The sequence below is a fragment of the Occallatibacter savannae genome (genome assembly GCF_003131205.1).
In the GTDB taxonomy this organism is placed as follows: domain Bacteria; phylum Acidobacteriota; class Terriglobia; order Terriglobales; family Acidobacteriaceae; genus Telmatobacter; species Telmatobacter savannae.
Genome location: NZ_QFFY01000003.1, coordinates 640,477 through 664,171 on the forward strand (window position 1 = coordinate 640,477; position 23,695 = coordinate 664,171).

The window sequence follows — 23,695 nt, forward strand, 5'->3', positions numbered from 1 at the left end:
TCTGCGCGAAAAATTCCGAGACGGTATCGAGAATGTGGTGGCTCACTGCTGGTTGACCTCCGGGTTGAATGCAGCCTGTTCGGTTCGGGCATTTCGTTTTTTCGGCAGTGCCCCGGGGGAAGCTCATCGGGAAGTCCGTGTTCTGTGGTCAACCGAACACGGAATCGCTGCGCGAACTGTGTGCAGGTGCAAGAAGACCTTTGCGCAGGAATGAAATACAAGGTTCAGTCGGGTACAGTTCAGGGCTGATGCAGCTAAGATTCTGCTTGTCAGTGCCTTAGGGCGGAGGTACAGTACTGTGGACGACCGCCTGAGCTGGCCGGCGTACCTCAATCCCCGGGGTCTTCCCTATGCGCACGACCGATGCGGTTTCTTCCGGTGAAGTCGAACGGCAGGAGTCGCATCGCGCCGATCCGCACGAAGTTGAGCAAACGCTTTCTGCCATTTTGCAAAGTGCCCCTTTTCGCTCAGCCAAGCAGATGCAGAAGCTCCTCCGGTTCATCGTGTCGGAAACTCTCGCTGGGCACTCCGAGATGCTGAAGGAGCGCAGCATCGGTTCTCACCTTTTTGATAAGCGTCCGGATTACGACACCAATAGCGACCCGGTCGTTCGCCTGCGCGTCGCGGAGCTTCGAAAGCGCCTCGCCCTCTACTACCAGGGCTCGCCCGACGAAACGATCCTCATCAATATCCCGTCCGGTTCATTCCGGGCGGTGTTCGAACGGCCAGGAAAGCGTCCTGGTCCGCTCCCATCGGATCCTCTCAACGGCCCCGAGACTCCCTTTCCGTTGATCCTTCCCACCGTCTCTGCAACCGAAAGCGTCACTGGGAAAGCGGTCGAGAAAACATCGTCGTCAAGGTTCCACTGGAAGCCCTGGGCGGCAGCAGCATGTGTGCTGGCGATGCTGTTGATCGGACTTTTCCGCTATTCACGTTCTCCAGAAGACCGAGCATTCGAGAAGTTCTGGGCACCTGTCCTGGAAAACTCTCGGACAGTGTTGATCGGAATCGGCAACAATCCGATTTACGAGCTTTCCAACGCAGGAGAGGATGCGTACTACCGGGACCACCCCAAAACGCGATTTCAGGAGATGGGGCATCACTCCTATCTTCCTCTCGCTCCAGGCGAATCGATTGACAGCCAATATCTCCACCCGGCGGCGAACACCTATCTCACGATCGGCGATGTGGGCGCGCTGTCGGACATCGAGTACATCCTCGCGCAACAGCACATTAAGATCGACGTTCGATTTGTGAATGACCTGACCTACGGAGACTTGCGCCAGAATCCGACCGTCCTTATCGGTGCGCACAACAACGTCTGGACGCTGAACATGACCGAAGATCTTCGCTTCGGGTTCCAGGGGCATAGCACGATCATCGACCGCTTCTCCCCCGCAAAGCAGTGGACCGCCAATGCAGATCGCTCTGAGACGTACGCGATCGCAGCTCGGCTCCTGAATCAATGGAACGGCAAAGTCGTCGTCGTCCTCGGGGGCGTGGGCTATGCGGCCACGCGGGCGGCGGGAGATTTCATCGCCGATCCGCAGTCCATCGCACAAATGGCAAAGTCTCTCCCAAAGGACTGGGAGAAAAAGAACATCGAACTCGTGCTGCATACGACCGTGAAGAACCAGGTTCCCGGTCCCGCGGAGATCGTCGCTGTCTATTCCTGGTAGCGCCGCCGACAGCAATCTCTAAACAACGCTGAACTGATACAAACTAACGCTGATTTTAGGAATACGCAGAGGGCCGGCAAGCTGCCGCCCACCATGCTCTGCAATCTCAAGGGCAGTTTTCTTCTCCGCGTCGTTCGATGCGTCCAGAGTTGGCGCGGCAATCTGCCACAGCTTGCCCTCACCCCGCAACTTCACTCCCATGATTTGGGGCGACAAGCTCTTTTCCTCTTCCGTGGGGTTCACCACCGACAGGTAGAACGTTCTTCGATCGTGCGACAGAGCCGCGAGCACATCCAGTGGATAGGTTGCGCTGCCTGTTGGATGCGTTGGGATGTCGACCATCGGCGTGCCTATCATTGGTTTCTGGGGCGAATTCCCGCTCAGCTCCACAGGAGTGGCGTTGCCAAAATGAGTGGCAAACAACTTCATCACCAGCCCTTCCACAGACAGGCCTACGGCTTCTCCGGTTTTGTCTATCAAAGCAGTGAAAAGCCCACCGGTGGGGCAACTGGCACCCACCATGTCTGAATGACGAAAGAGTTCGTGAAGAAGCAGAGCGTAGGAAAGCGGCCCTACCATTCCGGTGCCCATGTGCGGCTTGCCATCCGTCGATCGAAAGCGCACGCCCCACTCGTCGAAGATGAACTTGATGTCTTTATCTTTCAGAGCCGGAATCTTGTCCCGGTAGTGCTGCCACGCCTCGAAAGCTTCTCCGACGCGATTCGCCAGTCGCCGCGTTCTGAACTGCACTTCATCGTGCGCTTCAACAAACTGTTGCTTTTCCGGATCGAACACAAGATCTGGGTATGCGTAGGTGTGCTCGGAGACATAGTCGACGTGGTCAGCGCATTTTTCCAGCAGCCATCCGTCCCAGTCGCTCACACTTCCATACTCGAAGGGGAGCTTCTCCGCGATCGGAGGCTCCCAGATGCTTGGAAAGAAGTTGCCTTTCTTCTCCGCCCCATCGATGGACTTCTCGGCGATGCTTGCGCCGGAGAGAGTTACCTTTATGCGCGGATCCACCTTCTTCATCGCTTCAACAATCGTGTTGTGCTTTGCCCAATACTGATCCAGCGACATGTGTCCGTACTGCCAGGGCCCGTACATCTCGTTTCCGATACACCACAGGCGAATGTTGAACGGCGCAGGGTGGCCGTGCTCTGCGCGCAGCTTGCCCAGCCGCGTGCTGGGCGATGAATTGCAATACTCCACCTCGTCAGCTGCCGACTGTGCGTCGCCAAATCCAGAGTTGATGGTCAGGTAAGGTTCCGCTCCAAGCAAACGGCAGAATGCCATGAACTCATGAAGTCCAACATCATTGGGCTCTACCCGGTCAGACCACATGGCCTGCAGGCGCGGAGGGCGCTTGTCAGTATCTCCAATGCCGTCCCGCCAATCGTACGTAGAGACGAAGTTGCCTCCAGGCCACTTCGCCATCTTGAAACCAGCTTCCTTATAGAGCCGGATCATGCCTGCATGAAAGCCCTCCACGTTGTCCGCGGGCATCAGCAAGACTGTCCCGACGGTGAACGTGCCCGTACCTGTGCCGAGAATTTCCAGGCGCGCGTCCTCAGCATCCGTCTTCGGCTCGAACTTGAATGCGTGCTTTTGATACTCTCGCGACAACGTCGTGATGGTTACAGCCTGCGAGTCGTCTGCGCCTGCTCCCCACATGAGCCGAACCAGCACTTTCGCAGTTGGATCACCGGCGAGGTAGACCCGTCCGACGTAGCTCTTGCCGCCCTTTACGCGCAGCTTCCCCTGGCGAATTCCGCGCGGCTCGGTTCCAGCCAGCCTGATGCGTGGACTATGCTTGCCCACGAACGGATGCTTGCTGTCCATCTCAACCGCGTCCACGGGACCCACCGGTTTGAACGGCTCTCCCGCAAAGCGGCGGAAGAATGGGTTCACTGGCGGCGGTTCCGCATTTGTGATCGCATTCGCAAACTTGCGGTCTGTCAGCATCTCCGCCCAGACCCGCGTTGTTGCCGGCTCCATGTATCCGCCGAAGATCAATGGCGTAATCGGTTCGCCGAGCCTCGAAGCATCGATCGCGACTTGTATTTCCGGACTCAAAGCAAGCGCATGCGCGCGCCGGCCAAGCATCGTCGCGCCTGCAATCGATGCAGCTACAAACTCACGTCGATTCATTGGGTTGCTTTCTCCCTGACCTGCCGCGTCTCAAGACCTAGTCTGCCACCTGATGCTCGTTCAGAATCTCGTCGACTGTAGACTGCGGCACGGGCAAATGCCCTCGATTCTCCTTCAGCCACTGGTGAAAATCCTTCTCGATCTCCGCGGACCATTTGGCGTCGATCTGTCCAGCCGTGTACTTCTTCTCCTTCAACCGCTGGTGACCGAACATGTCCTGCAGATGAGTCCGCTCTGAATACTTCACAACCTTCTCAGCCACCTGCGGAGGGATGAAGAGCACTCCTCCGTTGCGGCCGAGAATCACATCTCCCGGCATCACCAGCGCATGACCGACCCTCGTGGGACCATTGATGCCCACCATTGTTGAGTTGAGGCGCGCACCGCTCGAGAGCGTTCCGAAGTGATGCGAAGGATCGTAACTGCGTACAAAAGATACGAAGTTCGGCAGCTCATTCAGGCCGTTGATATCCCGCACAGCGCCGTCGTAAACAATGCCGTTTCCCGATCGCGCATAGATCGCGTTTCCCACATTGTCGCCAATGGATGGCCCATCAACCTTCAGACCAAAATGATCGGCAACATACACGTCGCGGGGCTGCAGCATGTCCACAGGCCACGCGTTTGTGGCGCCCTTGCGGTTGTCGAGTTTTCCCTGATCTTCAACAACCTTCTGCACGTCGGGCCGGCCCGGCATCCACATCGCCGTGAGTGCCCGCCCCACGAGTACCTGATCGGGATGTATGCAGTACCACCCATCCTCGTACTGGTGATTGAAGCCCGCAGAACGCAGAGTCGCCCATGCTTCTTCGAGAGTCACGTTCTTCATACGATCCAGAATGTCGTCGGGAACTTTGGGGCGGCCGTCGGCGAATCGTTCCCCATGCCAGTCAGGCGTGTATTTGATCACGTCTTCTCGCGTGAAAAAGCCCTGCTGTGCCGACGCAGGACAAGCAAAACTCAGGATCGCTGCTCCGGTAAGTATGCTCGCAATAAGGTTCCGCATCTGCTGTCCTTTTGGTGACCAGGTGGAGGCTGGGATTTACTTCTCAGCTTCGAACCACGGCGTACCAGGTATCTGCGCCTTCCTGGCGACTTCCTCATTCATCTCGACGCCCAACCCGGGGCGATCCGGCGGTGTCACGTAGCCGTTCACGATGATCTCGCCTTCTTTCACCCAGGACTTCCAGAGGTCGGTGTGGTTGATCCAATGCCACTCGCAGGCAAGGAAGTTCGGATACGTCGTGCACGCATGCGCCGTTGCCATCACTCCGATCGGCGACACGACGCAATGCGGGGCAACCGGCAAGTAGTATGCCTGTGCCATGTTCGCCACCTTCTGCGCCTCCGCAAGCCCGCCTACCTTTTGGAAGTCCGGCTGGATAATATCGACAGCCCTCTTTTCGAGCAGCTCCCGGTATCCCCATCGCATGTAGAGGTTCTCTCCGCACGCAATCGGCGTCGAAGTCGAGTGGCGGATATCGGCCATTGCGTCGACGTCCTCAGCTGGCGCCCTATGCCGTCGCGGTACTTGAGATCCGCGCCCAGTAACTCTGGCGAGGCATGCGCTTCGCACGGTTATGGTAAGCCTGCGGTGCGGACCTGCACAGACACGGACACGACACTCGCCTTCCGTAAAAATCAGATCTTGGTTTCTGTCGAGGACAACTATAGTTGCGCCGTTCTGGAGAGTAGAAAAGTTCTACCTCTTACCGATCCCAACGGCGCTTTGCAAAGTACCCTGGATCACCCACTGACATCTGCGTCGATAACCGAGCTCAGTGCTTGTCCTCTGCGCCCTGTTCCTCTCATTCGCAGACCGGCTGATCGTCGGCAACGGAACTGCTGGTATAGCCGCTTCAACGACCGCGGGCAGTGCGGCGGCGTAAGGCCGGCGAAGCGCCGTCCAGCTCGCGCGGAAGCGAATTGAACTGACCTCCAGCCAAAACGCCGTTGTCCTCTCCATCGCTCCGAATCCCGCCTCGACGGAAACGTTTTCCCTTCGAAGTGAACCCAACGATAGGGCAACCACCTTATTGTGTCGACTAGTGATAAATGGCGTTTTTAGGGCCTCTTTCTCCGCCAGAGCCTCCCGTCCCAAATGTGAGTTTCTCGTTGACAACCGTTGTGCGATGGCAGCAGAATGGCGCGCTAAGGAAACGATTGCTGTAAATCGCCTGGCCGAACTTGGCGAGGAGAAACCACTTCCCGCGAAATCTGCCTCCACGGGGGCGATCGCGCAAAGAGGAGAACGAGCACTTCCCCGATCTTCCCCGAGGCTGAGAATTTCGGATCCCATGCATTAGTAGGGCTTCGAGCGAACTGCAGTTTCGCAGTTGCGCTCGTCTTAAAGGGAGATTCCGCTAAGGAATCCGCATTCAAGTAGCGTGACACCCATTTGGATCCGCAGCCGCAGTTGGTATTCCAGGGCAGTTTCAGAGTATTGAGCGCTTCTGGCTTCTCAGTTGGTTCCTGTGCTGATGAGAGGCGAAATCACCTCATCTCAACGAAGTAAGCGTTTACTCAGGAGTCCAGATATGAGCCACATTTCGAGGCAAATACGATCAGCCGTGCGAGGTAGAGCGTTCCACATAGCCTTAAACCCTCGTCCCACCCTCCTCGGCCTGGTGTTGCTGCTTTTGCTTTCTGTCGTCCCGGCCCTGAGCCAGGACAATGCCACGATCACAGGGTTCGTCACCGACCCCAGCGGCGCGGTCGTTCCCAACGCCCAAATCACCCTGACGAGCAATGCGACCGGCCAGAACCGCGAGACCGTATCAAACGCATCCGGCAGTTTCCGCTTCGCCAACATGGGCATCGGTACCTACTCGATGACCGTGGTAGCTCAAGGTTTTCAGAAGTACACAAAGACAGGGATCGTCGTTAACGTTGCACAGACCCTGGAGCAAGACGCAGTTCTGGCGGTAGGGAGTCAGGAATCGACAGTCACAGTCACTGCCGACGCATTGCAGGTGCAAACCGAAACCAGTGAAGTCAGCACTCTGATCAGCGGCACGCAGGTCGAGCAGTTGGCGACGAACGGACGCAACATCACTTCTCTGGCTGCTCTCGGCTTGGGCGTGTCCAACACGCTTCCGGCCTTTGGCGGGGTAAACGCGCTCACATCCGCCAACGGGATCAGCTTCAACGGAACCCGTTCGACGCACAACATCTACATGATTGATGGCGGCGAGCAGAACGACCGCGGCTGCGGCGGCTGCTTCATGAACCTGCCGTCGCAGGATTCCATCGCTCAGTTCCAAACTCTGGACAGCAATTACAAGCCTGACTACGGAATTGGCTCCGGCGGCACCATCTTGATGGTGATCAAGTCCGGAACCTCCCAATATCACGGCGAATTGTACGAATTCAACCGAAACACCGATTACAACGCCAATGACTGGTTCCTGAACCAAGGCGGAAAGCCTCGTTCCAAATTCCAGTTGAACATCCCTGGCGGAAATCTCGGCGGCCCGGTTTTTATTCCCCACGTCTACAACGAGAACAAGAATCGCACCTTCTTCTTCTGGAACGAAGAATGGCGTCGATTGATCCAGGGCAGCGCGCCATCGGTACAAAACGCGATCCTGGCATCCAACTTTCCCAGCGCGGGCGCGAACCTGGCCTACACTCCGCCGAGTGGAAAAGCCCCTATTGTTCCCGTCGTGACCGACCCGGCCAAGCTTGCACTTTACGCCGCTGACGGACTCACGCCCGGACAGCCGTTTCCCGGCAATGTCATCCCGGCCAACCTCATTGACCAGAATGCCGTACTCCAACTGAACGCCGGCACCTTCCCAAAACCAAACTTCAACAACGGCACCCAGTACATCGCTTCGATTCCGCAGCCGACCAATGTGCGCGAGGACATCATTCGCATCGATCATGCGATCAGCCCGAAGTACCAGCTGATGGGGCATTACCTACACGACACATTGGCCCAGAATTACTTTCCGCCGCTGTGGGGCAACAGCACATATCCCACCGTCGGTACTGCGATGAACAACCCCTCGTATTCGGCCGTAATCAAGCTGACACAGACCTACTCGCCCAACCTGCTGAACGAAACCGCATTCCTCTACAGCGGAAACAAAATCACGTTAACGCCGCTCAACGGACCCGGTGGAACATTTGTGAAGCCGACCGGATGGAATGCGACCAGCTTTTTCCCGGACGCAAACAACCGCCTCAACCGCATGCCTGAAGTCCAACTCCAAGGGTCTCCCATCAACGTTACATGGAGCCCCAGCTACTATCCGTGGAAAAACGGATATGAGGGCTTCCAGTATCGAGACGACGTCTCTTGGACGAAGGGCCGTCACCAGTTCAAGTTCGGCGCCGGCGTGCTGCACACCTACAAGAACCAAGAGTTGCAGTTCAACACAAACGGAGTCACAACATTCAACTCGAGTAACTTCTCTGGCGACTCCTACATCAACTACATCCTAGGCATGTCCAGCTCGTATTCGCAGTTGGAATACCTCGCGGGCAAGCACTGGGTAAACAACAACTACTCGGGATATGTGAATGATGACTGGCACATCTCACCGCGCCTCGTGCTGAACTTAGGCTTGCGCTACGACGGACTTCCTCACGCATTCGAGCGCTACGACAAGTTCTCGAACTTCGTCGCAGAAGACTACGACCGGTCCAAGGGCAATCCTATGAACGGGGATGGCACTCTGAACCCGGCTTCGCTCTCGACGTTTGCGAAGACCGGCAGTGAGCAGTTCTACCTGAACGGTATCCGGGAAGCTGGAGTCAATGGATTCCCACGCGGAAACGTTCGCAACCATTACTACACGTTCCAGCCGCGCATCGGATGGTCCTGGGACATCACCGGCAACGGCAAAACTGTATTCCGTGGTGGCTACGGTTTGTTCTGGGAGCGCATTCAAGGCAACGATGTTTACAACGCCGCGTTGAACCCGCCGTTCGCTTACATCCCGTCTGCGACCAACGTGTACTTCTCGAATCCCAACACCAGCGTGTTGACAGGTGCGACTACGCTGAACCACTTCCCATCCAACATCACGAACATTCGATACGACTACAACGCGCCCGGAACCTCGAATTACAGCGCAGGTATCCAGCGTGAGTTGGCCCCGTCCATCATCGCGGTCGTTCAGTATGTCGGCTCCGATGGTTTCAGCCAGAACAACGATCGCCAGATCAACACGCTTCCGCTGTTCAACTTCGACACCACGACTCCAGGGTCCGACCCAAAGAATCCTTACTGGGATCGCCAGCAGGTTGCAACCGGGAAGCTGCTCGCGAACGTATACCGGCAGTACCCTGGATTCGCCAACATCAACCAGGAGGAAAACGAAACCAACTTCAACTACAACTCACTCCAGGCCGGAGTACGCATCGAGAACCGGCATGGCCTGACCACGCAAGTGGCATACACGTGGTCACACCTGCTGAGCATTGTGGCCAACGATCTCAACGGGCTCTCCAATCCGTTCAGCGCCCGATACGACTTCGGTTCGGACACGGGCTTCGATCGCCGCCACATCCTGAACGTCAGCTACGTCTACGGGCTCCCCTGGTACAGGAAGAGCTCGAATACTGCTGCACGGCTGGCGCTCGGAGGTTGGTCGATTTCCGGCATCACCTTCATCGAGACCGGACTGCCGCTTCGTCCCGCATACTCCGGAAGCGACACCCTAGGGCTCGGCGGAGGCACCAGCAACCGTCCCAACCAGGTCGCACCAATCCACTATCCCAAGACGCTCAATCACCAAACCCAACGTTGGTTCGATACGAATGCCTTCGCTGATCCCGTGGCGCCCTGGCTGGGCGGCCCCAACCAGGGATTCGGAAATGCAGCGAAGGACGCGGTGAAGGGACCTGGAATCCAAAACTGGAACATGTCTCTGTTCAAGGCCATTCCATTGTCCTCGAACGAAAGGGTCCATATTGACCTTCGCTTCGAATCGTTCAACACCTTCAACCACGCCAACCCGCAAGGAGTTAATCTGAACAACCACGACGCCAACTTCGGCAAGATCACGAGCGACTACGGCCCTCGTACTCTGCAGTTGGGCGGAAAGCTCGTGTTCTGATCAGCACACCACAACCGGCGGCGCGTCAGGTGCACCTTGGCGCGCCGCTTTCTCATCTGCGAACCAAAGTTTGAAGTTGATGATCGCCGTTCGGACGAGCGAGAATGCGACAACACATGAATTGGCGAAGAACATATCGACCCCTGTCTCGATTTGGTCTCCTCATTTCCATCTCTCCCGTTCTTTCGTTGGCGCAAACCCCGGTCAATGCCGATGACCCTCGCCAGACCGCGATACAGTTCGAGCAGCAGGGCGATGCTGCACGAGCTCAGGAAGCTTGGCAATCGGTCCTTAAGCTCCACCCCCGCGACGCTGAAGCATTCGCACATCTCGGGCTTCTTGAAGCACATCTGGAGCGTTACGAACAAGCCATTGGTCACTACGAAAAGGCCATGTCGCTCAACCCTGAGATGCCTGGTCTGCGTCTGAATCTCGGCTTGGCGCTCTTCAAAGCTGGAAGAATGAAGGAAGCTGCCGCAAACTTTCTACAGCTTCTCAAGGAACTGCCCGCCGACTCCCAAGAGGCAACGCGTCTGAATACGCTCATCGGATTGGCACGCTACGGCTCGGGTGATTATGCGGGTGCAGTGCCTTTCCTCAAAAAGGCTGTTGCCGCAGACTCTCAGAACCTTCCCTTCAGAATGACCTTGGCCCAGAGTTGTCTTTGGTCTAAGCAGTACCGGTGTGTTCTCGATGTCTACCACGAGATCGTCAACCTCAATGAGAACTCAGCTGAAGCTGATATGCTCGCCGGTCAGGCACTAGACGAGATGAAGGATCGGCCGGGCGCCATCGAGCAATTCCGCGCAGCTGTTCAGGCCGACCCGAAGATGCCGGACGTGCACTTCGGCTTGGGCTACCTGTTGTGGGCGCAATTGAAATTCGATGAAGCGGCGAAGGAACTCCAGGCGGAACTCAACAACAGTCCCGATCATGCGCAGGCGATGGCCTACCTGGCGGACTGTTACATCCAGTCGAATACTCCCGAGCCAGCACTTCCTCTACTTGAAAAGGCCGTCCGGCTCAACCCGAAACTCGAGTTGGCGCACGTCGACCTCGGTGTGCTGTACGCAAATGCCGGAAAAGACGACGATGCCCTGCGCGAACTCAAGACCGCCGAGAGACTGGACCCCGGTGATCAGAACGTCCATTGGCGCCTCGGACGCTTCTACAAATCAGTTGGGAAGAAGGCCGAAGCCGAAATCGAGTTCCAAAAGACGCGCAGCCTGCAAAAAGCAGCCGACAAGAGCATATTCGACAAACTCCATTCAGCTCAGGAGAAGCACGAGAAAGAAAGCGCATCATCCCCGACCACGAACTAGTTGAAGGCCGGCGCTTTTCGGTTGATTCCTTCAGACTTGATTACACCCTTACCCTGACTCACGACATAGAATTGGTCTGCTGCAAGCTTGGTCAAATTCTCCTTCAACCCACCCGGCCACGTGATCTCCACTTTGTCGATCATGTCGTGTGTTCCTAGGCCGAAATGCAAGCGCAGATCGTTCTGCGACAAGTAGCTGCCTCCGCTGATCACCTCATCGAATTGCACAAGGTCTCCCGCGAAGACACGCACACGTGCATTCAACGCCAGACGATTGCACTTCACGCCTTCGAGCTGAAAGCTGGCCCAGTGGTTTTGGTTGCCGCTCTTCGGACGCAGGATCATCGGCTCGCCCTTCAGATTCTCGACCACTGCATCCAATGTGCCGTCATTGAACAAGTCTCCGATCGCCAACCCACGGCTCACTTGCGTAATCTGAATTGCTGGCCCTGCAAGCTTGCTGATGTCTTTGAAAGACCCATTCCTTTGATTGAGAAACAGCAGTTTGGGTTCGAGATACCGCAGGGATGACTGGATCCGGTCCACCTGCGGATACACGTGACCGTTCACGATAAATAGATCCTTCCAGCCATCGTTGTCGAAATCAGCGAAAGCGTCCCCCCATCCGACGTATCCAATCGTCCCGCGCCCGACCCCCGACGGCAGAGAAATATCCGAAAAATCCATGGCGCTGTCGTTACGATAGAAAGCGGCTGACTCATTGTCGAAGTGGGAAATCACCAGCGAGTTTCTGCCTGTATGCAGATAATCCCCAATGGCAATACCCATGTTGGCCTGACGCGCGCCGCTCTCGCTCAGTCCCACTCCTGAAGAGAAACCAACCTCTTCAAAGGATCCTTTGCCGTTCCCTTGGTACAGGTAGTTTGGCTGGCCATCATTTGTTACGAACAGATCAAGATTCCCATCCTGATCGAAGTCACTCCAGATCGCAGTCAGGCCGTATCGATGCTCCCCGTCGGCCACGCCTGCCTTCTTCGAGACCTCGGTGAACCTCCCGTCTCGATTGTTGTGGTAGAGCGTGTCAGGCGAGCCCTTCATACCTATCGGCCCGCATTGCACGTCGATGCCGAGATACTTGCAGGTATCGCTTGAACCCACTGCCGCAAGGTGCGCCAGATCCACTTCGACATAGTGTGAAACAAACAGATCGGCAAACCCGTCGTTATCGTAGTCGCCGAATGCCGCCCCGGTGGCCCACATCCTATCGCCTGCTAGTCCCGCCTCCCTCGTCACGTCGGAGAAGGTTCCGTCCTCGTTGTTTCGATAAAGCACTACGCCGCTCAAGCAGGTCACCAGCAAGTCCGGCCACCCGTCATTGTTGTAATCTCCAACAGCGCCCCCCATCGCCCAGCACGGAAATGCAACGCCAGCTTTGTCGCTCACATCGGTGAATGTTCCATCCCCGTTGTTGTGGAAGAGAGCGCTGCGGGCTTTCTGCCCGTGAAGCGCCATTTCCGTACTTTGCGCGTTGGTGAAGTAGATGTCTGGAAACCCATCCCGGTCATAGTCAATGAGCGCAACTCCCCCGCTCATCGATTCCACGATGAACTTCTGCTCGGGGCTGGAGATGTGCTCGAAATGAATGCCGGTCGATTGCGTGATATCGACAAGCTCTGGATAATCTCGGAGTATCTGGGCGTGAGGAACTGGTTTCTGCGATTCAGGTGCCGGAGCTTGAGCAGCCTGCCAGCCTCCCGAGCTGAAACTGAGGACCGCCCAGAAGGCCGATGTGGGGATTCGAAAGCGCACGCCGTCGCTCATGCCTCCAGTGATTTCGGGTAGCCCCTAATGGGTCATTCTAAGGGACTCGGCATGCATTGGGTTCTTTCCTGCAAGCAAGTTTCGCCTCAACTGAGTGGAAGAGACCACACCAAACGCCGGAAGCGATACGACCTCTACATGCGATTAGGGCTTCATATGGCTGCATTAGCAGTCTGAGGAGTCGCGAATGCCCTCGGACAGTCTGCTAAGCCGCTGAAGTTCGAAGTAGCCGCGGTTAAGAGCGAACTAAATAGGAGAGCGGGGAAGGGATTACCGCTATCGGCGGTGGTCGATTTAGGGCGACGAACATCCCCCTTGAAGATCCTGACTGCGGCCGCTTATGACGTCAGCTGAAGTGGCCTTCGACATTCAGACGGGCGATCGGGGCCAGGTGGTCTTCACCGGCGTCTCCATGCAGCGATTCCCCCCAGTTTCTTTCAATGTTTCTGCACCGAACTGTCCTCGACAAAACCGGGTTGACGGGAGTGTATGACTTCGAGCTTGCCTGGGCACCCGATGAGCTTAAGCAAGAAGGTCCTGGAAGCCTTCCGCAAATCGATCCTTTAGGAGCAAGCATCTTCACAGCTGCGCGGGAGCAACTGGGACCTAAGCTTATATCAGGGAAAGCATCGATCGGTGGAGTTCCTGGATATCACGCGTGCCGACGGACCTTCCAAGAACTAGCTTAGGCTGATGATCTTCGCCTTCGATGCGTTCCTATTCTGGAGTCAACGCACATCTCTGCTTGGATGGAGGACACTAAGTCGGCCAACGCCCATCGATCCGTGTTCGGCCAAGATGCCTCAAAACGGGCGACGCGCTCTCTTGGTTTCAGAATAGGCGGGCTGCTCGTGCGAGAGGACGCGTTGGCGACTCTACGTCAAAGTGGATCGTCGGCCACAAAACCGTGTTCGGGGTACTTGTGTCGAGCAAGGCGCTGGCGTGACCTAAGTCTCCCAAGGCAGAGGGGTCATTGCTGCATGACGCTCTCAACCACATCACCTAACTGCTGCGCGGTGAAGCCATTCCCTTCGAGATTGGCCGCCAGCTTCCCCCTTCGGTCGATCACGATCGTATGGAAGCTATGTGTCACGAAGCCTTCATCCTTCCAAAAGTTCATTCCAAAAAGAGCGGCAACATTTCTGATGTCCTCAATGGACCCTGTCAGAAAGTGCCAGCAGGCGGGACTCGCCTTCCACGTATCCGCATACCGCTCCAATGCCTTCTCGCGATCCTGCGCGGGATCGATCACGATGGTCATCAGGATCAAATCGCGTCCAGCTGCGGATCGAAAGCGGCGTTCCAGCTGGGCCAGATTGTTGGATAGTCGGAAACAATAGTTTGGATTGGGGCATCGCGAATAAGCAAACGTGAGTGCAACTACCTTTCCTCGAAACTGCGACATCTTGGTTGAGCGCTGCGCCTGATCGGTAAGTTCAAAGTCCGGCACTTGCGCACCAACCTGGATCGCCTTCTCCTTTAGAGACGGATCCAGCGACTCTTGTAGAAAGCTGAGGCGTCCTGCTTCCGTCGGTTCCGATTCGAAGTTTGACACTTCGACAATGCGGACGTTCTCTGCATAACTAACGCCCTTCTCTTCCAACATGTCGAAGTGGATTGTCGACCCAGGCGCAAGGCTCTTCAATTCGCCCGGACCGCGCACGGTGAACGGCATCACCATCGCTTCCATAAATCCCGGGATCGCCTCGCATGAAACAACAATCGAGTGGCGCAAAGGCTCTACCTGAACGAGCACTCCTTTGACCTGATGTCGCTCCGCAGCCGCAGCACTCAACGCAACAACTCCCAGAGCAGCAGCAATGATCTGCCGCGCCAACGTAGCAATCGCGCGCGTCAAGCTCACCGGGCTGCCTGCGCGGAAGTTACGCGATTCAGATGTGCAGGTCTCGGAACAGGCGTTCGCTCAAGAGTCTTATATTCGGGAGCAAACTCCTTGATTTCTATGAACTGATCTTTTCGGATACCGGCAAAGTGCTGACGAGTGTCGCTGACAGGCCAGTAGATATCGAGGTCAACCGATTCGCCTTGCGGGCCCAGGCCAATGTGCTGCTCCAGCGGATTGCCGCCGAATGAACTCGTTTGCCCTACGGTGCGGTGGATGGATCGGGCGGGAACATGACGAGAGCGGACCGTTACATGAATCTGAGCTCCCGATGCTTCACGATTCGATTTCACCCCGACAAGACGAACGTTCAACCAGTCATTGCTGCTGCCTGGGTTCTCGAATACGCGCATCGAGTGTTTGTCGCCTGGAACAGCGCCCCCGATCTGCGCCACGATATCCTCACTCCCGCGTCTCCTCAAGTCTGCGAAAGCAATCCCATGCCCCTTATGCAGCTCACCAGTTCCGGAGGATTCAGTAACGTCGACGAAGGACTTGCCTTCATTGTTCCTGAAGAGAACATGAGGAAGGAGCGCAGCATACGACGGCTGCCCAACACCCAAATAGAAATCCAGGTACCCATCATTATCGATGTCGCCGAAGTTTGAACCCATGGGCATATAGACCTTGTTGAGGCCCACTTTGGCCGTAACATCTTCAAATGTGCCGTCATGTTTGTTGTGATACAGCTTCAGCGTCTCGGCGTTTTGCGGAATGCCGGCATAGGTTTTCAGAGCTTCCGGGACCGATGTCAGGTAGCCAGCCACAAACAGATCCGGCCAACCGTCATTGTCGTAGTCGAAAAACCATGTTGCGAAACTGAACGAGGGTGCCTGCACACCGGCTTCACGGCCCACTTCTGTGAATGTCTTGTTTCCGTTGTTGTGAAAGAGTGAGTTCGTTCCGTGCTGATGCGTAACGTAGAAATCTACGAAACCATCGCCGTCGTAGTCAGCTGCGGTTACTCCCTTACTGAAAGCGGTCTCGTCGATGCCCGCCGCCTTGCCAATCTCTTCGAAGGTGCCATTGCCTCTGTTGTGGAAGAGCTGTGCGGGCGCACCCTCATTGGCGATGAAGAGATCGAGCAGACCATCATTGTCGATGTCCGCCCAAGCTGCCGACTGCGTTGCAGTCACGGTAATTCCCAAGCCGCTCGCATCAGTGACATCGGTAAAGGTTCCGTTGCAGTTGTTGCGGAGCAGGGATTTTCGATGCGGGAATTCCCAGCCGCCGCGGAGCACCAGAATGTCCATGCAACCATCATTGTTGTAGTCGGCTTGTACGATATTCAATCCACCCAACTGGTCGAGGATGCCGGCCTCTTGCGTCCTATCGCTGAATGTGCCGTCTCCATTGTTGTGGAAGAAGCGAATCGGGTCGCACACATCCATGCTGGATGCCACGACATCGAGCTGGCCGTCGTTATCGAAATCGTCGACAATAAGGCCTCCGGCAGCCCGAAACGAGTTCAGACCCTCTGCGGGAGCGACATCCCGAAACTTCCCTATGCTCTGCTTCGAATGGAATTCCGTCTCTGGAAAGAGGAACTCATTCGGTACTCCCGCCGGGTACTGCCCGAGTGTCATGTACGCGAGGTTGAGAAGCCAACGAACTTCCAGATCGTCCGGGCGATCTTGCAGGTACTGGTTGAAGTACCCGATTGCAAGCTTCGACGCCTCCTGCCGGCTGTAGCTCGCGTGCGGATTCAGCGGCGGGAATATGTCGACATCTTTCGATCCCTGATAAACATCGTTCTCCATCTCTGCGAGATGGAGATACGAGGTTCCAAGGCTCTCTTCGAGGTTCGGCAGAAACTGCGGCTCTCCAGATTGCGCAAGTGAGTAAGCAATCTTCCACTCCTCAATGGAGTCGTTCATTTCTCCGCTGTAGGCAAAAAGCTGAGCAACAGCACTGTGGCCCTGAATCTTCTCGGCCAGTGAGAACTGATTGCCTGAAGGACGATCCGCAGAAAGATTGGCGCGGATGTTCTTCTTGGCGTGCGCAAGCGACTCCGTCCGAATACGGCAGACCTCCTCAAGATCGCGCTCCCATCCGTCCGGCTTTGAATATTGCATGAACACCGCATCCGCTTCGTTGAGCCCCGAGATCTGTGCGCCAAACCGGATTGCTCCCGTAGCCAGCAGCGAGGAGATGCGAGCAGGATTGATGTCTGTGGTGTTTGGGGCGCTTGCCAGAACCTTTACGATTGCGAACCCTGAAGGCAACGGGATGATGCCGGTCAATTCGTCGGCCCGGAGCCCGTTCAGTGCCTTCCGCAGCTCCGGCCGCAGCTGGTCAGGATCAAGCTTTCCCATGTAGCCGCCGTCCACCGAGGTGGCATCTACCGACTTCTCCCTGGCCAGCACGGCGAAGTCAGCACCGTTCTGCACTTGGTGACGAGCCGCCTCGGCATCCTTCAAAGTAGGCAGCACAATGATCGCCAGATCCAGCTTCCTGGAACCGTCTTCGGCTTCTGCCACGATCAGAGGGATCCGCAGCAGAGCGAGCAGCACGAATGTGGCGCAAACGATGATTGGCCATCCTCGCATCAAGCTGGTTGTCTTCTGTCGTTTCAGTTTTTGCATTTCCCGATGGGGATGACGTTTGAGACTGAACACCAGCCCTGCGGCTCTGACTACTTTAAGGAACATACGCCTGCACGTCTTGCGCAGGGTGGTTGAGGTCCGGACCGGCCAGAAGAATGAAGAAAGCATCAACTAATCGGACGATTTCGGGCGCTCATCGAAGTAGAGTGTCAACCCAACTCCGCATGCATCTCCGGCTCTGCCTGGAATGCCGTATGGGAGCTAACTTCCTTGCCATACCGCGGCAGAAGGAACATCAGCAGACAAGGGATGAACGCAGGAAGCGCGAGCAGTTGGATCGTGCCGGGACGATAAGAGCCGAGACTGTCAAACAATTTGCCAACAAGGATGGGGCTTACTGCCGCACCGGCAGCATACGCAGTCCAGGTGAGTGAATAGAGCGTGGAGAGCCTCTTCAGGCCGAAGTAGCGGCTGAGCAGATAGGGCGTGATGTCACCCTCGCTACCCATGCTGAAGCCGATGAGTGAAGCTGCGAACAGCCCCGCTGTCAGCGAGTGAGCCAGGGATAGAAGAACCATGCCGATCGCCGTGATCAGGAGCATCCATTGAGACACGCGAACGCCAAAGAACCGGTCGAGGAACAACCCTGTTAGAAGCCTTCCGACTAATGCTGTTGCGCCGATCATCGAAACCGCGGCAGCTGCGCCTGATGCGGACACGCCTCTGTCGGTCAAAATAGCGGAGAGGTGAGCCAGCGCCCCATTCAGGCTGGCGGCATACAGACATACTGTGATCGCAATGATCCAGAAGATTCGGCTGCCCACCGCTTCCCCTAGCGTCACGTCCTGCTTCAACACCCCATTGGTTTGATCGAGGGCGACAGCTTGTTCCTTCAGGAACATCGCCGCGAACGGAAAGCCAACTACGAACGCGAGCCCGCCAAGAATTCCGTAGGCCGCGCGCCAGCCATAGTGAGCAATCGACGCCTGCGCTACGAGCGGAAGCAGCATGGCTCCGCAGCTACCGCCCGCAAGCATCGCTGAGAGTGCCAAACCTCGGCGCCGAACGAACCAGGTTGAAATTGCGCGCGAGTATCCGAGATACGCAGTCCCGTTGCCCACCACACCGAGGATGAAGAATGCGATGTAGAAATGCATGATGTGGGGCGTAAGCCAGACAAGCGAGACATATCCCGCACAGAAAACTGCCACACATGGCAGAACGATGCGCCGCGGTCCGAACCGGTCCAGGAGAAATCCGAGTCCCGGCGAAGCCGCAGCTACTGTCAACGCGGCAATGCTGAATCCCGCCGAAACCGCCTCGCGATGCCAACCAAACGCAGCCGAAAGCGGCTTGACGAAAACACTGAAGGTATACGGGACCACGGCGGCGAAACTCACCATGACCCCGAAGAACCCGGCTAGAACTACCTTCCACCCGGGATAAGTGATGCTGGACTCGGACTGATTGCTCGCCATCATTCAACCCTAGAACAGCAGTTTGAGAGCGAATTGCGTGAGCCGCGGCGGCGATGCCCGAAGAATGCGGCCGAAGTCCTGCGACGCAATATCTGCAATCGGCAGACCGAAATTGGCGTGATTCGCAATGTTGAACGACTCTGCACGGAACTGGGCGTGCAGGCGCTCAGTCACTGTGATGCTTTTCATCGCCGACAGATCGACATCGGCGAAAGCCGGGCCTCTGACGGCGTTGCGTCCTTCATTGCCGAACTGCCCAGCCTGTGTCTGAGGATTCAGCCTCTGGAACGGAGTCCTGTCGACCCACTGACTCACTGTGTGCGGTCCGTGGTTTGGATTCCCCACGAGGTTTGGCCGGCTTGCGAAAAATCCGGATATCGGAGGCGCCGAAGCCTGAAGAGAAACATTCGCGCTGTCATAGACGGTGTAGGGCGTCGCCGAGTTCGCGCTCGCAATTGCGTTCAGTTGCCAGCCGTCCAGCAGTACTTTTCGGAAGCCCTGAGTCCTGCTCGCAAACGGTATCTCCCAACTTGCGCTCGCCGTGAATCGATGTCTCGCGTCGAAGATGGAAGGACCATGCTCCGCCTTGAGGTCGAACGGATTCTGCGCAAGATCGTTCTCTCCACTGAGCGGCTTTGCGGACGCACCCTGCAGGTTCATGGACGATAGATAGTCCAGAGTCTTCGATGCCCAGTACGACACGTTGAATCCCAATCCCCTCGCATATTGGCGCGAGAAGCTCATCTGTCCTGCGTGGTAGGTCGAGTTCTGGCCATAGGTGAGTTCCGCAATCGTTGCATATTGGCATGGACCGTTGTTGGGAGCGCAGTTTGCGTGGATTCTTCTGCGGTCGGCATTCTGCGCTGTCGCGCCTGGCCCGTATACTGCCGGATTCGCGTCGATGTTTCTGGGCAGGTGCGTCCCCTTGGTGCCAACATATCGAACCTCAAGCACATAGCTCTTTGCGATTTCGCGCTGAACCGAGAGGTTCCAGTCCTGAGCATTCGATGGTCGAGCTTTCGTGTCCATTACGAACGGAGTTGATGGGCTTAGAAACGTATTCGGCGCGGGTATCGCTACATTGCTGTACGGAGAGTCGAACTTGAGCCTCGGAGGCGTAATCTGCTCGAACTGTGCCCAGGGGAGCGAACTGATCGGGCCCTGAGATGTGACACCTGATCCGTTGGCAAAGGGATCGTAGAAGATGCCGTACGAAGACCGAATCGACCACTTTCCTTCACCGGTCGGATCCCAGACGAATCCCACACGTGGCATAAAACCCTTGTAGTAGCTGGCCGCGATACCTTTCGAAACACCCGGATCGCCTGGGAACAGCACGCCCGTTGGGGCATTCGGCATGATGTGCGACTGCACACCCGGAATGAAGGCGTTCAGCCGGTTGCGCGTCTCAGTGTTGGGATTGATGATCTCGTAACGCATGCCGTAGTTGACGGAGAACCTGCGGGTCGTTCGCCATTCGTCCTGGTAGTAGACACCCATATTCCAGTTGCGAACGTAACGCGTGAAGTCGCCGCGGCCTTGGTAGAAAACAACAGGCGCGCCCAGCATCAGGTTGGCGAATGCGTCATTGGTCGGAAACGACGAGGCAAAGATAAAGAACGCATTCGGCGCGATTGACTGAAAGAGGTTCAATTGATTTCGCCGGTACTCGCCGCCAACCTTGAACGAATGGTCGCCATGAATCCACGAGAATCCATCGTGAACTTCGTAGGTGTTCTGTACAGATGTTCGCGGACCTGTAATCGCGCCGCCGATAGGAGAGTACCCAGAGAGGTTGAAGAAAGGCGGTCCCTGGCCGATGGCAGATGCCGAGTCGTAATCAAAGCCTAGGCTGCGCGGCGGAGTGCGATTCAACCGCTCATCAAACAGAAACCCGTATCGGAAGAATGAAGCTTCGAACGAATTCACCTTCGATGGCGACAACAGGTACGTGTTCGATCCCACAACGGAGTGCGCTGTGTAATCATCTCGGGTCGGGAAGCCCGGGATATCAGATCCACGGACTGAAACCGGATTGATGTTGTAGCCGGTGTAATAGGAATAGCGGCCGAAGTATTGGCTCTTGTCAGACTGATGAAAATCGAGCCGCATTCCCGTCTGGTCGTCATCGTTCGTGCCCACAACCACGGCGGTATAGATTGACGGAGTCACGTTGCCCGACGGGTACAACTCAGCGACATTCACCGCCACCGGATCGAACGCTGCCTTTGGGATCTGGTTGTTCGGAAACGGAACCCCACCTGCTGCGAAGTTGATCAACGGATGCCCTATTCCAGAAAAGTCGCCCTGCTTTTCCGCATCGGTTGGGACCGTAGCTGAGGTCGTGATCCCCTGCCGATTGCGAAATCCCTCGTAGTAAGAAAAGAAGAACAGCTTGTCGGTCCGGATCGGACCACCCGCAGTAACACCGAACTGGTTCTGCTTCAACGGCTCGACTTCCGGCGAGAAGTAATTCCTCGTATCCAGCGCATCGTTTCTGAAGAACTCGTACGCCGTGCCATGGAACTGATTGCCGCCTGCACGGGTAACGACGCTTGTCGTCGATCCGGTGTTGGCCCCGTATTCGGGTGGCGCCGTGTTCGTCAGAATCCGAAACTCTGCGATTGCATCGATCGGGATCTTCAGAGCGAATCCGCCATCCATGCGGTTCACATTCTGAACGCCGTCCAGCAGAAAATTGTTGGCCTCAGGCCTCTGGCCGTTTACCGCATACGACTGGCCCGAGCGCAGAGAACCGCCCTCTGTCGCGAGACCTGCGGACAAGGGGGCCACTCCGGTCTGCAGAAGCCCGAGTTGAGCGAAGTTCCGCCCATTCAGCGGCAAATCGAGCACTTCCCTGCTCTCCACCACTTTTCCCAATGTGTTCGTCGAGGTGTCGATCGACGCAGTTGTCGCGGTGACCTCAATCGACTCTTTCACCGAGGCGAGGACAAGCGGAACGTCGATGCGCTTCGTCTGGCTGACCGTGATGTCCACCGGCGACTGCGAGAAGTGCGCAAATCCCGCAGCATCGACCGCGAGCGAGTAGTGGCCGACAGGCAGTTGCACAAGCCGATACACACCATCGGAATCCGTGGTCTGGCTGCGCACCGCATTTGTCTCCATATTTTTGAGCTGCACCGTGGCATTCGCTACAGGCGTGCCGCTCTTATCTGTAAGCCTGCCTTCGAGAGCGCCTGTTGCGTCCTGGGCAGAGGCTTTGCAGACTCCGAAAACAAACAGGGCGATGAGAAGGACTTTCGGGATGAGAGTGCAGGAGCGAAGAGACAGGCGTCTCCTAAAGCAAAGAAGCGCTGGCATCATGTTGGCCTCAGAATCCGGGAAAGAATCGACACGAGCGCACGCCTTCGTGAGAACGAGACATGCTGCCGATATCGTTGAGCAAACACTAGCTGCAGCGCGACCAGACGTCATCGCTCGATAGTTTGAAGTCTCGGTCAATCAATGGGACTACAGAGCAACGGAAAACCAGGCTCCTCACGTTCGGCATCCACCTCAGCTCATCGTTCCGGTTCGCCGTATGGTTGCGACCAGCTTTTCATCCTTTCGATGGAGGCGGGTTCGGTGGGTGTTTGACGATGATGCCAACAGAAGATTTCTCCTGCCCATCGGAGTCACCCGTCAGCATGACAATCTGGAGGTCCCTTTTGAATCGGCGAGCATTTTTGTCTTCGAGTGCGGCTTTTTGTTCTGGTTCTGCGCTCAGCATCTCGATGCCTGCGCTGGCAAAGGCAGTGTCCGCTGACGGATGGCGCACTTTTGAGGTTGTAACCAGCGTCTCGCTGCATAATCCGAGAGGCGCCTGTCGCATTTGGCTTCCTGCGGCGCTGAATGTGGACACGCCTTACCAGCGAACGCGATTGAATCATCCCGCTGCAGAGGGCGGAGCGGTAACACTGACCCACAACAAACAGAATGCACTCACCATCGTTTCTGCCTCATTTCCGCCAGATGCGAGGCCGAGGCTAACGTTGACGAGCCAAGTCGCGCTCAAGAACTACACGGTCGATTTATCGCAACAGAAAGGCCGACCCCGCGCCTCTCAGGCCGAATTGAACTATTTCCTTCAGCCAAGCCGCTTCGTCCCGACCGATGGAATTGTGAGAGAAACGGCCCTGAAGGCGACCGCCGGCGCGTCGTCCGACACCGAGAAAGCGCGCGCAATCTACGACTGGGTAGTCAAGAACACATTTCGAGATCCGAAGGTACGAGGCTGCGGAAGAGGCGATATACGCTTCATGCTGGAGTCCGGCGATATGGGAGGCAAATGCGCCGATCTGAACGCTCTCTATGTCGGATTAGCTCGATCCGTTGGCCTGCCTGCGCGCCACGTGTACGGTCTGCGGATCGCGAAATCGGATCTCGGCTACAAGAGCCTCGGAATTGCGACTGACAAGGCCACTAAGGGTCAGCACTGCCGGGTCGAGGTCTACCTTCGCGAGCACGGTTGGGTGCCGGTCGATCCTGCTGACGTACGTAAAGTCGTTCTAGAAGAGCCGCCCGGAAACCGGCCGCTCATTGATGAGCTCGTCGCGCGCGCGCACGATCGCCTGTTCGGCTCGTGGGAGATGAACTGGATGGCCTACAACTATGCCCACGACGTTGTGCTGCCGGGCTCGACAAACAAGCCCCTCGTGTACTTCATGTATCCCCAGGCAGAGACTTCCGACGGGCGCGTGGATCCGTTCGACCCCGACAACTTCTCCTACGAGATCACCGTGCGAGAGATCGCCTGAAGCTTAGATT

The 23,695-nt window shown here is 56.5% G+C and carries 13 protein-coding genes; 5 read left to right on the forward strand and 8 right to left on the reverse strand.

Annotated features, from left to right (window positions below; translation table 11 throughout):
* The first annotated feature begins 350 nt into the window (after positions 1-350).
* Positions 351-1,679, forward strand: a complete 1,329-nt coding sequence (locus DHV10_RS14425; protein WP_109487051.1) for a hypothetical protein — start codon at positions 351-353, stop codon at positions 1,677-1,679.
* Positions 1,680-1,697: 18 nt separating this feature from the next.
* Here the strand turns inward: DHV10_RS14425 and DHV10_RS14430 are convergent, their stop codons facing one another.
* Genes DHV10_RS14430 through DHV10_RS14440 form a run of 3 tightly spaced genes read right to left on the reverse strand, consistent with a single transcriptional unit; the run spans position 1,698 to position 5,406 of the window.
* Positions 1,698-3,830, reverse strand: a complete 2,133-nt coding sequence (locus DHV10_RS14430) for an alpha-N-arabinofuranosidase (protein WP_109487052.1) — start codon at positions 3,828-3,830, stop codon at positions 1,698-1,700.
* A gap of 37 nt (positions 3,831-3,867) precedes the next feature.
* Positions 3,868-4,836, reverse strand: coding sequence for an RraA family protein (locus DHV10_RS14435; protein ID WP_109487053.1), 969 nt, complete (start codon positions 4,834-4,836; stop codon positions 3,868-3,870).
* A gap of 36 nt (positions 4,837-4,872) precedes the next feature.
* Complete coding sequence (locus tag DHV10_RS14440; RefSeq protein ID WP_275425921.1) at positions 4,873-5,406, reverse strand: enolase C-terminal domain-like protein; 534 nt, start codon at positions 5,404-5,406, stop codon at positions 4,873-4,875.
* A gap of 994 nt (positions 5,407-6,400) precedes the next feature.
* On the opposite strand from DHV10_RS14440, the gene DHV10_RS14450 reads away from it, so the two are divergent.
* Both DHV10_RS14450 and DHV10_RS14455 read left to right on the forward strand, forming a co-directional pair.
* Complete coding sequence (locus DHV10_RS14450) at positions 6,401-9,898, forward strand: TonB-dependent receptor (RefSeq protein WP_239461681.1); 3,498 nt, start codon at positions 6,401-6,403, stop codon at positions 9,896-9,898.
* Between the two features lie 116 nt (positions 9,899-10,014).
* On the forward strand, positions 10,015-11,220 hold the full coding sequence (locus tag DHV10_RS14455; RefSeq protein WP_162601541.1) for a tetratricopeptide repeat protein: 1,206 nt from the start codon (positions 10,015-10,017) through the stop codon (positions 11,218-11,220).
* On the opposite strand, the gene DHV10_RS14460 is transcribed toward DHV10_RS14455, so the two are convergent.
* Entirely contained in the window at positions 11,217-13,001 is a 1,785-nt protein-coding gene (locus tag DHV10_RS14460; protein ID WP_109487058.1) for a CRTAC1 family protein, read from the reverse strand. The genes DHV10_RS14455 and DHV10_RS14460 overlap by 4 nt on opposite strands.
* 380 nt (positions 13,002-13,381) lie before the next feature.
* Between DHV10_RS14460 and DHV10_RS28290 the strand changes: the two genes are divergently transcribed.
* Entirely contained in the window at positions 13,382-13,690 is a 309-nt protein-coding gene (locus tag DHV10_RS28290) for a TIGR03435 family protein (protein WP_420818750.1), read from the forward strand.
* 281 nt (positions 13,691-13,971) lie between these two features.
* On the opposite strand, the gene DHV10_RS14470 is transcribed toward DHV10_RS28290, so the two are convergent.
* From DHV10_RS14470 to DHV10_RS14485, 4 genes are all read right to left on the reverse strand, one after another.
* Positions 13,972-14,865, reverse strand: coding sequence for an SCO family protein (locus DHV10_RS14470; protein ID WP_109487060.1), 894 nt, complete (start codon positions 14,863-14,865; stop codon positions 13,972-13,974).
* Positions 14,862-17,453, reverse strand: coding sequence for an FG-GAP-like repeat-containing protein (locus DHV10_RS14475; protein ID WP_162601542.1), 2,592 nt, complete (start codon positions 17,451-17,453; stop codon positions 14,862-14,864). The genes DHV10_RS14470 and DHV10_RS14475 overlap by 4 nt, the downstream gene beginning before the upstream one ends.
* A 206-nt stretch (positions 17,454-17,659) precedes the next feature.
* Positions 17,660-18,931, reverse strand: coding sequence for an MFS transporter (locus tag DHV10_RS14480; RefSeq protein ID WP_109487062.1), 1,272 nt, complete (start codon positions 18,929-18,931; stop codon positions 17,660-17,662).
* A gap of 6 nt (positions 18,932-18,937) precedes the next feature.
* Positions 18,938-22,252, reverse strand: coding sequence for a TonB-dependent receptor (locus DHV10_RS14485; protein WP_162601543.1), 3,315 nt, complete (start codon positions 22,250-22,252; stop codon positions 18,938-18,940).
* 410 nt (positions 22,253-22,662) lie between these two features.
* On the opposite strand from DHV10_RS14485, the gene DHV10_RS14490 reads away from it, so the two are divergent.
* Positions 22,663-23,685, forward strand: coding sequence for a transglutaminase family protein (locus DHV10_RS14490; protein WP_204101420.1), 1,023 nt, complete (start codon positions 22,663-22,665; stop codon positions 23,683-23,685).
* Positions 23,686-23,695 lie beyond the last annotated feature (10 nt).